The organism is Streptomyces sp. PsTaAH-137 (assembly GCF_003259365.1).
In the GTDB taxonomy this organism is placed as follows: Bacteria; Actinomycetota; Actinomycetes; order Streptomycetales; family Streptomycetaceae; genus Streptomyces.
The window spans coordinates 10,955-23,690 of the sequence record NZ_QLLY01000025.1; the positions used below are offsets into that span (position 1 = coordinate 10,955).

Here is a 12,736-nt window from a genome sequence, read left to right on the forward strand (position 1 = left end):
GGAGTGTCTCCGGTGGGAAGGACTCGTGGGCGGTCAGGGAGGGGGCCGGTGCGTCAGGGCCATTCGGGCAGGTCCTGAGGGCGCAGAGTGATCAGGTCGGTCTCGTCGGGAGCCGCCATCTCCGCCACCCGGTACGCCTGGCCTTCGGTCATGGCCTGGAAGGTCTGACGGGCGGTACGGCCGTTGCCGAACCGCTCGCCGCGGGGGGTCGCCTCGAAGAACGCGGAGAGCGCCTCGCGGGCGGAGTCCGTCAGCCGGTACTGGTGGCGCTCGGCGTGGTGCTCGACGATGCTCACCAGCTCCGGGGTGTCGTAGTCCTCGAAGAGGAGGGTGCGGCTGAAGCGGGAGGCCAGGCCGGGGTTGGAGTCGATGAAGTGCTCCATCTCGTCGGGGTAGCCCGCGACAATGACCACCACCGAGTCCCGGTGATCCTCCATCAGCTTCACCAGGGTGGCGATCGCCTCGTGGCCGAAGTCGTTGGAACCGGCGGCCGGGGTCAGCGAGTACGCCTCGTCGATGAACAGCACGCCGCCCATCGCCTCCTCGAAGACCCGCTGGGTCTTCGGTCCGGTGTGGCCGACGTACTCGCCGACCAGCGAGGACCGGTCGGCCTCGACGAGGTGTCCGCGGTCGAGGAGGCCGACCGCCGCGAGGATGCGGCCGTAGAGCCGGGCCACCGTCGTCTTGCCGGTGCCGGGGTTGCCCGCGAAGATCAGGTGGCGGCTGAGCGGAGGTGCGGCGAGGCCCGCCTCCTCGCGGCGTCTGACCATCTGCATGAGCTTCACCAGTGACGCGACGTCGTGCTTCACCCGCTCCAGGCCGACGAGCAGGCCCAGTTCGGCCAGCAGGTCCTCCAGGCTCTCTTCGGGTGTCTCCTCGTCACCGTCGCCGCCGGACGCGTCGGCGGTGGCGGTCGTGCCGTCCGGTGCCCCCGGCCGGCCCGCCGCCGCGGCCTTCACCGGACCGGCGGCGGAGGCCGCTCCGGCGGGTGTGCCGGGGGCGGGCCACACCGCGTTCTCGACGCCTCGTGAGACGCAGCCCTCGGTCTCGGGCCGCGCGCCCTCGTCCATGCTGAGGTCCTCGGCGGCGTCCGTCACCAGCAGGTTGCGCAGCACCGGCAGCGCCTCGGCTCCGACGTGGACGGCCGGGTACCGGGTAGCCGACAGGACGCAGTCCTCGTAGCGGCCTTTGCCGCCCTCGCCGATGTACAGGCCGTTCTTGCCGGTCTCCCTCACGGTCGTGCGCAGGACCGTCGGGTCGCCGTCGCGGGCCACCACCAGGCCGGAGCCCGCCGAGCCGGACACCGCGCAGTCGCGGAGCGTGGGTGCCGCCCTCTCGGCGACGACGACACCGGCCGTGCCCGCGCCGCCGACCCGGCAGTCGGTGAACTCCCCCGTGGTGTCGGGGCCGCAGGTGAGCCCGGCGCGTTCGGCGTCGACGATGCGGGCGTCCCGGACGCGCACCTCGCCGCGGGACCGGTCGGTGACGCCGTTGTGGCTGCGCCGCACCGTCATGCCGTCGACCGTGGCCGCCGCGTAGCCGTCCAGGTGCAGGCCGGAGAGACCGCAGCCGGTCAACTGGCAGTCCTCCAGCGTCAGCCGGGCGCGCTCGGTGACGCCGATGCCGTGCTCCGGGGTCTCCTCCACGCGCAGGGCGGTGAGGTGAGCCTTCGCCTCCCCCGCGATGTGCACGGCGCTGTAGGCCGACGCCCGCACGCTGCCGCCGGTGACCCGCACCTCGGCCCGCTCGCCGACGAGGATGCCGTTGCCCTCCGTGCCGCGCACGGTGGTGTCGGTGACGACCGCGCGCGCGGAGCCCCGCACCACCACTCCGGAGGCACGGGAGTCGCTGATCCGGCAGTCGACGAGTTCCAGGCGCGCGCTGCCGTCGGCCGAGACCCCGGCCGCGGCGCTGTCCCGGACCGAGCACGTCGACACCAGGACGTCCCCGGTGCCGGCGGCGAGGATCCCGGTGGCCCCGGCGCCGGTGACCTCGGCGCCGGTGATGCGCACACCGCCGGTGCCGTCGTCCTGCGCGCGCGGGGAGGAGCCCAGCACCCGTACGGCTTCGGCGGCCGCGTCCTTCAGGCGGCACTCGTCGAGCAGCACGGCCGCCCGCTCCTCGACGAGGAGCGCGTTGCGTCCCGGGCCCTCGACGGCGCAGCGGCGGATCTCCACGGTGGCCTCGCCGCGGACCCGGACGCCGGAGCCGCTGACCGTGCGCACGGTCGAGTCGGTGAGGTGTGCCGTCGCGCCGCCGGACACGACGACGCCGGTCCCGTCGATGTTCGTGACGAGCCCGTCGGTCAGCCACACCGTGCCGGTGGTGTCGGCGTGCACACCGGCCAGGGCGGCGTCCCGGACCACGCTGCGGGTGACGCGCAGCGAGGCCGCGCGTACGACCTCCAGCCGGCCGCCCGCGATGTCGCAGTCCTGGAGCTCCGCGGTCCCGGCCGTGACCAGCACCAGGGGCCGGGACGGGTCCGCGCCCACCACGGTGATCCCGTTGAGCGTGGCGGAGTGGGACAGTTCGAGCGCCGGAAGGCCGGGGGTGACCGGCACCAGGCGCACGGTGCCGGGGCCGTCCTCGGCGACGAGCGTCACCGCGCGGTCGAGCAGCAGCCGTTCGGGGTAGTCGCCGGCGGCGATCCGGATCTCGTCCTCGGTGCCCGCGGCCCGCACCGCGTCGGCGATGGTGCGGAACGCGCCGCGGCGCGCGGTCGGCCGTACGTGATGGATGGCGGGACTCACCTGTCGGTTCCCTCTGTGAAGGTGCTGGGGGTGCCGGGCTCGGTGAACCCGGGATTGGTCAGATAGGGGCCGACCGGGCGGCCTCCTTCGAGGCGCTGCGCACCGCGGATGTACCGGCTGTCGACGCCGCCCGGGAAGAGCACCTCCGCGCGCTCGGGGTGCGGTCCCGCGAGGTCCAGGGTCGCGCCGACGTCGACTCCGCCGGGCGCGGCGATGTCGTACCGCCAGCCGTAGTGGTCCAGCAGTCCGGTCGCGGCCGCGCCTCCGGCGGTGGCCCGCTCGCGCAGCCAGCCGATCTCCCGGGTGGCGGTGAGCCAGGCGCTGTCGGGGACCCCGTCGTCGCTCACATGGGCCGCTACGTGGACCGGCGCGTCGCCCGCGGGACGCAGGCCGTCGGCGAAGGCCGCGGCGGCGTGCTCCGGTCCCGCGGGGCCGAACACGTACAGTTCGTCGGCGTCGGTGCGCCAGTGCAGACCGGCGCTCCAGGGTGCGGTCTCCAGCGCCGACGCGAGGTGTCCCGCGGCCTCGGCGGCGATCCGCGGGGGTGTCGCGGCCGGGCGGGCCGGTGTCGGCGACATCTGCGACGTCGGCAGCTTCAGGGGTGTGACGGCCACCGGCCGGGTCTCACCCGGCAGATGCCAGTGCCACACCCCGAGACTCCCGTCCGCGCCGGGCGGCACGAAGAGTCCCCGCAGCCCGAGCGCGCCGTTCTCGATCGCGTAGGCGGAGGTGCGGGGTGCGTCGCCGCTGTGGCCCCACATCGTCCACCGCCCGGTGCGGGCGAGGGGCTCCGGGAACTGCTGCCGGACGGCCTCGAACGCCTCGGACAGCGCCGTGTGCGCGGGCCCGGCCGGCTCGGATGTCCTGATCGGCACGGCCCCCTCCTCCATGTTGACATGTGTGTCGTCCGCGACCATACCTCGGGCAGGTGTCGACCCGGCGGGCGAGGTGTGTGTGACATATGTGTCGACGGTTTCGGTCGCATCGGTGTGCGCCGACACAAGTGTGACATCCCGATCGGGTGTCTGTGTTTCCAGGGCGGCTGTGGCGACGGGCGCCTTGGCCTGCACCGCCTCGGCCGAGTGCGGTGCGGCGAGGTAGTCCACGACCTTGTCCACGTCGCCCAGGTCGAAGCCCTTGGTGTGACCGGCCTCGACGGGCTTGACGTTCCTGACGTACGGGCGGTCGCCGGCGCCGGGCACCCAACTCGGATGCTCGAAGCGGTCGGTGAGGTTCTTGATCTCCGCCTTGACGTCGTCGGGTGTCCGCTTCCCCTTGTACGGGGCTTCCTTCGCGAGCTTCTCGGCCTTCACGTCGAGAACGATCTGGCCGGAACGGGTGGGGGGATGCTTGATGACGATGCGCTCGTAGCCGGGAGCGAGTGCGTTGTCGGCGGTCCGCGTGGACCCGTTGACCGCGTGCCACTTGGCCATGCGCTCGCCGCCGTTGCTGCCGATTTCCTCCAGGTAGCGGACCTGGTGGCCGGAGAGGGCCATCGCCTCCAGGTTGCCGCTGCGGAACCCGAGGTGCCGGAACCGGCCGTCGGTCGCCCGGTGCAGGTACTCGAACAGCCTCATCTGACCGGTGCGGGTGTCGCCGCCCCACGTGTGGAGACCCTCGGTCCGCTTCCAGAACGCGGTGAGGTCGTGCACGTCGAGGCCCAGGGCCCGGAACTCGGTCGCCATGGCGGGGAACTTGCCCGGACGGCCGGAGTGGGCGGAGGCGTCTCCGGCGAGGATCACGAGGGGGCCCTGCGGGCGGTCCGCGGTGCGCTCGTGCAGGCCGCTCAGGATCTGCCGCATGCCGGTGTGGCTGGTGTCGTGCTCGACGTGGATCTCGCCGCGCTTGCCGCTGAACCGGGTCCACACGACGACGACGTCGCGCCCGGCCGCGTCGGGCACGTCCATGCTCCTCAGCCAGTCGCCGACCGCCTGCCGCAGCTCCGGCGTGAAGTGGGCGTCGTCGAGGCCCCATCCGGCGCGCAGGGAGTCACGCACCTCGGGACCGAAGTGCTTTCCGACCGTCGTGGTGGCGGTGCCCACCGGGCCGATGAGTTCTTTGTCGATGTCCTTGTTGCTGGGCATCCTGAGGCCGTCGAGCCTCAGCACGTCCTTGTTGAAGTCCCGCCACTGCTCCTGCTTCAGCTGCTTGGTGTTCCCGCCCTCCGGGGCGTCCACGAGGCGGACCCGCTCCGGGTCGACTCCGCTGGCCTCGTAGAAGTCGCGGATGTCGGTACTGCGGTCCCGGACGTCCTTGGAGTCACGTATCAGCAGCACGCGCAGTTGAGGGTCGGCGTGCAGCGCGGCGGCGACGCCGAACTGGTCGCCGGTGGCGTATCCGTTCTGGACCAGCATCGTCCGCAGCCGCGGGTCGATGACCTTCGCGTGCTGCGCCGCTTTCGCCGCCTTGGTGTGCGCGGACGGCAGATCGTCCACCGTCCTCGGCTCGTCCGCTGGGTGCGGGGACGGCTGATGGGCGCCGGCGACCGCGCGCGGACGCTGCTTCAGGCTCTGGCCGTAGAAGGCCGACAGTTCCCGGTCCACACGGCCGGGATCAAGGCCGAGCCTGGTCAGGTCCTGCTCCGCCGCGACGAGGTGCTCTTTCGCCGTGGCCAGCTGCTGCTGGAGCTTCACCTCATGCGCACTGGGTACGCTCGATCCCCCGACCCGGGTCTGGTTCTCGAGCCGGCCCACGTCGTAGCGCGCCTGTGTGAGCTTCTCCCAGGCCGCCACATGTTTCTCGTACGAGGGATGCTGCGGACCACCGAACACGTCACCGGCCCGCTTCGCGTCCTCCTCCCAGAGCCGCGTGATCTCACCCGGCGTCAGCCGCGCGCCGCGACCCGAACCGGCTTCCGGCGCAACGGCTTTGGGGCCCGTCGCCTGCCCATCCAGGCCGTCCGCAGCCGGGGCCCGCTCCGGCACATGTCCGCCGGAGGGACCCGACGTGGGCGCTGCGGGCTCGGTCGCCCTGGGCGCGGGCAGGGGCGAGTCACCGGCGGGGCGGATCGCCTCGCCGGCCCCGGGAGCCGCCGTCGCCTTGGGCTTGCCGGAGACCTTCGCGCCCGGACCCTGCGGCGGCTTGGGCGCGCTCACACCCTTCGGCTTGCCGCCCTTGGCCTGCGGCCCGTCCTTCTTCTGCGGCCCCTCCTTGGATCCGGAAGCCCCGCCCTTCGCCTCCGGGGCGCCGTGGAGTTCCTCGACCTTCGACTTCCAGTCCTTCTGCAACCCCTGGATCTTCCCCAGGAGTTTCTTCCGCTCCCCGAGAAGGCGCTCGACCAGCTCCTGGCGCTCCGGATTCTTGAGCTTCCACTCGTTCGTCAGGGCGATGGACTTCTCGACGGAAGCCCTGGCGTCCTTCAGATGCTCGTCGATCTTCACGGTGTTGTTGTCCTGCACACCGTGCTCGGCCGTCCGGAACGCGTCGTCCGCGGCGTCGTAGTGCTTTCCGGACCACCGCCCGATGGGATCCATCGTGCCGTCGCTGAAATACCGGCCGTCACCGTCCGGGTCATGGACGTGCAGCGGCTTCGGGCCCACACCGAGGATGTGTTCCCCGCCCCCCGCAAGCACTTCCACCGCCTTGGGCGTGATCGGAAGGCCCGAGCCGAACTTGGCTTCCGGACGGAACAGCTTCGACACCAGGCGGCCGAGGTCGTCGGCCGACATCTTCAGTACGAGATCCACGTACTCGGAACCCATGTGGATCACCTCGCGCACCACCGAGAGCGCGAGGGCGTCCGTCACGTCCGCACCGTGAAAGACCTCTTTCTCGAAGGTGACGGTCCGCGTGAAATCGGGATTCTGGTTGTGCGGATACGTGTACGTCCACTGCGCGTGCTCGCCGACCTTCTGGAAACCCGGGTCGTACTGCGCGCTGCGGAACACCTTCTTCGTCACCGCGGCCCCTGGCCCCGCCGCCTCTTCCACTTCGAGTTTCTGCATCGCGGGCCGGTCCAGCGGATGCAACTGGTCGTGCAGGGAGACCCAGCCCCCGTGCTCCTTCAAGACCTTCGCGTCGAACACCAGGGTCGTCGGGCCGTAACGGGTCGCCATCGCCTCGTCGCCGACGTCCATCCGGAAGAACACGAAATCGTCGTTCCCGAGATTGGACGTGTTCTTCGCCGAACTCTTGCCGGAGGCCAGGAACTTCACGTCCCGGCGCGCCAGGTCGCCCTGCGAGGACATCAGTCCGCTGTTCGCGATCGCGTGATACGCGGGCGTCGCGTGCTTGATCCGGTACTTCAGCCCCTTCAGGTTCTCCAGCAGTCCCCGGAGTTCCTGTTCCCGACCGGGATTCTGCTTCAGCAGATCCTCGACGTCGGACTCCAGCTTCTCCAGGTTCCTCTGTGAAAGGTCACGCACGAAGTTCGTCTGCTGCTCGGGGGTCAGCTTGTCCAGGCTGCCGAACAGCTTCTGCCAGTCCCCCTCCTTGCCCGGCAGCACGGCCTTCCATTGCGTCCCCGTCGGGACGTCCGCGTACGCCTTGTCGGTGCGGAACTTCCGTATCACCTGCGCGAGTTCATTAAATTCGGCCATGGCCTTCTCCGTGGTGAAGACATCCTCGACATGCACCACGTCGCCCGGCGACGCGTCCTTGACCGCGCGATCCACCCGCTGGGCGAGCTTGCCCGCCGTGAACGACAGCGCGCCGTGCTCCGCACGCAGCGCGTACAGGCCACCCACCGTGGCCGCGTCCTTGACGAACCCCTTCTCCAGCATCGACCCGAGTCGGTCCGCCGACTCCTTCAGGCCCAGCGCGGCATCCTTGAGTTCCTGAGTCACCTTCACCTCGACGGAGGTCGTGGGGCCCGACTTCGTCTCGGGACCGATCAGCAGACTCTCCAGGTGCTGTGCGTCCGACAGCACCGACTCCGCCTGCTGCTTCACCTTCTCGCCGGAGAGCGACATCTGCTCCCAGCGGACCGGGCGCCCTGCGTCCAGTTCGGTCTGCATCGCACGGTGCAGGTCGCCCGAGTGGGCCTTCAGCACGTCCGCGAGGTTCACATGGCCTTCCGCGGCGAGCTTCTCCACATATCGATGCACGTGCCGCTGCGCGAGATCATTAGCACTCACATGAGCGTTCACACCGGCAGCCAGGTCATCGGTGGCCTTGCCCAGGGCGTCCAGAGCCTTCGTGAGGTCGGCCTGGGCACCGTCGAGAGCCGACTCGGACTTTTTCAGGCCGGTCTCGGCCTTCTCGAGTTCCTTCTTCGCCTTCGCGGTGGCGCCCTTGTTGGTGCCGTCCTTCAGCTCGGCGAACTTCTGCGTCGCGGTCTCGGCCTTCTTCACGTTCGCGTCGTACGACTGCTGCGCCTGGGCCGCCTTCGACTTGGCGCTGGGGATGGCCTTCTCGGCCTTCTGATGGGCCGCCATCAGACCGTCGAGCTTCGCCGGCTCCCCGGGCTGCACACCGCCGCCGTCCAGACGCGGACGCTCCTTCAGGCTCTGGCTGTGCAGATCCCAGAGCTTCCGGTCCATGTCCGTGTGGTCGATGCCCACGTCGTCGAGCTGGTGCTTCAGGTCGTCGAGGTGTGATGTGGCGGTGGACAGGTCCTGCTTCAGTTTCACCTCGTGCGCGCTCGGCCCGCTCGATCCCCCGGCATGCGGCTGGTCGCCGCGCATCTGCCCCTCGATGCGGCCCACGTCGTAGCGCGCCTGTGTGAACTCCCGCCACAGGTCCCTGCGGTCGCCGCTGAGCGGATCGTGCGGGCCGCCGAAAAGCGCGTCGACGCGTTCCCCGTCGAGTTTCCAGAACCGTTCGATCTCGCCCGGGGAGAAGGGCAGGGATTTGCCCGCGGCGGCGGGGACGGTGCCGCGCCCGGCCGTCGCACTGAACTTCGCCGTCTCATCGCCGAGTTCGCGCGTCGGCGGGGCGTGCCCGGCGGAGGTGTCGGACATCCGGCTGGGCCGCGGCCCGGGGATGCCCAGTGCGTCGAGGTGGCCCTCGATGGTTCCGCTGTCCATGCCGAGCTGGGACATCTTGCCCTTGGCGAGGTCCAGGGAGAGCTCGGCCTGCTGTACGTCGAGCTTCGCGGCGGCCTGGTCGACGGTCTCGGAGGGCCGGCCGAGCTTTCCGCCCGTGAGGTCGAGTTCGCGCTCGGCACCGGCGAGTTGGGCGCTCGACAGCTCGTAGGCGTCCCAGGCGGCCAGTCGCTCCTTGCCCGTCTTGCCGGTGACACCGCCGGTGACCGCCTCGAACCTGCTCATCGGGCCCGGGTTGCCGCCCGCGTTCGGGCGCGGCTTCGGGGGCGGGGTCGAGGTCGGACGCAGGGCGACGTGTCCGCCGACCACGACCGCGCCCGAGCCGTCGTCCAGCGTCCGTTCGGCTCCGGTCGGACGCACGTCGGGTCCGGACTTCAGGTGGGTGGTGGTGGCGGACGCGCCGGCGGTGTCACCGGCGCCTTCCCGCTGGCCGAGGAGGTCCAGGTCCTCGCGGGCCGACACCCCGAGGTGGTCGCCGTGTGCGGTGACCGAGGCGGTCGAGGGTTCTTCGGCCAGCCGTTCCGGGGAGTTCGGTCCCCCGGCACCTCCGGAGAGCGCGTCGAGGTCGCGTACGGCCTTCTTGCCGCCGCCGGCCCCGGCGGCGGACTGCCCGGACTTGACCGCACCGGGGGACGTGACGCCCGCCGAACCGGTCTTGACGTCGGCGGTGACGGACGTCGCGCCCACGGAACCCGCCTTGACATCAGCGGTGACCGAAGACCCGGTCGCAGAGCCGGTCTTGACCTCGACGCCGGGCGAAGAGACGGCCGCGCCCGCCTTGATGTCGACGCCTGGTGCCGAGGCCGCCGCACCTGCCTTGATGTCGGCCGTAGCACCTCCCTGCACATCGACCGCCGCCGTCTTGACGTCCGAGGTCACGGCCGTCGTCGTACCCGCCGAACCGGCCTTGGCGTCCGTCGTCGTCACATGGCCGGCCATCGCCGCAGGAGGAGGTGTCTGGAGGCCGTGGGCGGCTCCGCCCGCCGCCACCAGGTCGGCTGTTCCGATGGCCTCGTGCACCTCGGGGGCGACGACGACCTGCTTGCCCTCGCCGGTGGTGAGGCCCGAGCCGCTGTAGTTCATGTGCAGCGTGGTCGGCGTGCCCTCCTCGGCGCCGATCTGCAGGCTGATGCCGTCCTGCGTCATCCGGATGTTGGAGATGTCGCCGTCCACGATGCTGCGCAGCTCGGGGATGCCCAGTGTGTGGAAGTCCTCGACATGGCCGGTGGCGACCCGTACCGAGGACATGGCGTCGCCGAACGACGCGCCGAGCCCGGTGCCGGACGGCGTCAGGTCGCTCCGCAGGGAGTGCAGGCCGGAGCCGAGGTCCGAGAAGCCGTGCGCGCCACCGAGATTGATGCCGCCCAGGTCGGTGGGCAGCGGTTCCAGCAGCCCGGCGGAGGTGCGCTGGAAACCGGTGGAGTGGTCGAAGGCGGCCAGGTGACCGACGGCGTCCAGGCCGCCGGCGTTCGCCATCAGATTGCCGACGGAGGCGGTGTCGGTGCCCCCGTTCAGTGCGTGCAGGGACGTGAGGCTGCCGTTCGCACCGCCGATGCCGGTTCCGGCGTTGAGGCCGTGCAGGCCGCCCGCCTGGGATCCGAACCCGGTGTTGATGCCCTGGAACCCACCGGGGTCGAAACCCTGGAGGGCGCCGTGGCCGAGGCCGTCGAAGGAGGCCCCGGTCGGCAGTCCGGTGAGGCCGCCGTGGCCCGCGGTCAGCGCGCCGACGTGCAGGCCGCCGCCGAGGGCCGACTGCGACAGGTGGGCGGTCGGGGTGAGCAGACGGGTGCCGAAACCCATCGAGAAGGCGCTCTTGAAACCGACGCCGAGCTCGAAGAAGTCCACCGGCAGCACGGCGCCCAGCAGGAAGCGCCCGCCGAAGCTGATCGGGTAGACGGCCACCTTGCCGAGCGTGGTGCTGATGCCGGCGGTGGCGATCTGGAAGTCGCTGCGGAAGGTGTTGCCGAGGAGCTTCAGGCCGGCGGCGGTGATCCTGACGCCCTTCATGGCCAGGTCGGCCATTCCGCTCAGTCCGCGCAGGACGAGACCGGGCAGCGCCGTCACCCCGTTGTAGACGCTCTTGATGGTGACACCGCTGGTGAGGAGATGGCCCAGAGTGCCGCCCAGTTCGGTCACACCCGCGGAGAGCGACTTGGGCAGGTTCTTCAGGGCGTTGAAGGCGCCCTTGGCCAGCGCGCCGACGTTGATGCCCTTCGTCGAGGGGAAGAGGATCCCGACGAAGGCCAGCACGACGTCGAGGATGCTCGCCTTGCCCTCGGCGAACTCGACGAGTGTGCCGATGAAGACGACCATGCCGATACCGAAGGCGAGCAGGCCGATCCACCCGCCGAAGATCGCGCCCACGATGGCCAGGATGATCTCGAGGATGCCGATGGCCTGGAGGAACAGCTGCCAGCCGCTGATCGGCTGGCGGATCATGTGCTCGGCTTCACTGAGCTTGTTCCGGTAGGTCCTGACGGCGGCGTCGTACTCGTCCTTGGCCGTGTGTGCCTGGTTCTTGTGGCCGGCCAGCTGCGCGTCGTCCTTCGGCAGTCCCTGAGCGGCGTTCAGCGCCTGCTCCGACTTCGCCTGGGCCTCCTCGACGGCGGCCCGGTAGACCGAGGTCGCCTCCGCCGCGTGGCCGAAGGACTGGCCGATGGCGTCGATGAACTGCTTGAGGTGCCCGTCGATCTTCTCGCGCAGCGCCTCGGCGGCCTTGCCGACGAAGCCGTTGCCCGCGCCCGACTTGTCGAGGACGCGGTTCAGACCGCTGGTGATCTCGTTGCCCAGTTCCTCGGTCTCGTGCAGAGCCGACTGAAAGCTCGCCAGCATGGTCGATTCCCCGGGTGTGGGGTCACCGTGCATCCCCAGCGGGCTCCAGTCCTCCGGCCGTGGCATGCGCAGTCTCCGTACAGTCGAACCGCCCCATGACGCAAGGTGTGCGGGGTGGTTGGTTCACACGTATCTCATCATCGTAATATGGGAACCACCGCACCTTCGCCGAAGGCGGGAAACATATGCCGCCGACACACGTTTCTGGTGTGGGTCAGGCGTCGATCGGACGACCGGGAGGGAGAGAACGTGCCGGACTTCGATGTGGCGATCGACTACGAGCTGCTGAGACAGCTGGCCGCCGACACGGAACGGCTCAAGGACCAGCTCGCGGATTCCCGGCTGATGGGCCGTGGCACCTTCTTCCACAAGGAGGACCTGGGCGGCGCGTTCGCCCAGGTCAACCAGTTCATGTGGCAGTGGATGGGCCCCTGGGCGAACGCGCAGAAGCTGCTGGAGTCGCTGAGCGGCACCTACAAGGCCGCGTCCCAGAGGTGGTTCGAGCTGGACGCGAGCTTCGCCGGCCAGGCCAACATCCAGGCCGCGGCCTGGTACCACAGCGCCTGGGACATGAACAAGAAGGCCTACGACAGCTGGAAGTGGCTGACGGAGCACACCATCACCGTCCACGCCTGGGACGAGCACGGCCACGAGTACACGAAGCAGCAGAAGCTGGCCGACCCCGACGACCCGAACGGCCCGAAGCCTCCGGGGCTCGAACCGAGCGGCTACGAGTACCTCCACGACAGCGACGGCACCAACAAGGTGCACAACTCGACGCAGACGACCTACGACTCCGACGGCCATCTGAAGACGACCGACACCACGATCGACGACATGGGCGGTGGCCTGTCGTACCACGAGCACACCGACCACTGGGACGACAACAACTACACGACGACCGTCACGCACACCGACGGGTCGAAGACGGTCATCGAGGTGCACTCCGACGGCAACGGTAACGGCAGCAAGATCGTGACCGACACCGACAAGGACGGCAAGACCGTCGACACGTCGAGCTACACCGGTTCCGGCCTCACGTCCGACGACCCGAAGTGGACGAACAACAACCCGGACCCCGACGACACCGACGGCGACGGCAAGGACGACGACTCCGGCGGCACCACGTACTCGAACACCTCCACCGGCAGCACGTACTGACACGCCGAC

The 12,736-nt window shown here is 70.3% G+C and carries 3 protein-coding genes; 1 reads left to right on the forward strand and 2 read right to left on the reverse strand.

What is annotated here, in order from left to right:
- Positions 1-53 precede the first annotated feature (53 nt).
- Together K377_RS36715 and K377_RS36720 are read right to left on the reverse strand one after the other, a co-directional pair.
- On the reverse strand, positions 54-2,750 hold the full coding sequence (locus K377_RS36715) for a right-handed parallel beta-helix repeat-containing protein (RefSeq protein WP_111667981.1): 2,697 nt from the start codon (positions 2,748-2,750) through the stop codon (positions 54-56).
- Entirely contained in the window at positions 2,747-11,566 is an 8,820-nt protein-coding gene (locus K377_RS36720; protein ID WP_111667982.1) for a hypothetical protein, read from the reverse strand. Before K377_RS36720 ends, K377_RS36715 begins: the two co-directional genes overlap by 4 nt.
- 249 nt (positions 11,567-11,815) lie before the next feature.
- Between K377_RS36720 and K377_RS36725 the strand changes: the two genes are divergently transcribed.
- Entirely contained in the window at positions 11,816-12,727 is a 912-nt protein-coding gene (locus tag K377_RS36725) for a hypothetical protein (RefSeq protein ID WP_111667983.1), read from the forward strand.
- The last annotated feature ends 9 nt before the right edge of the window (positions 12,728-12,736 follow it).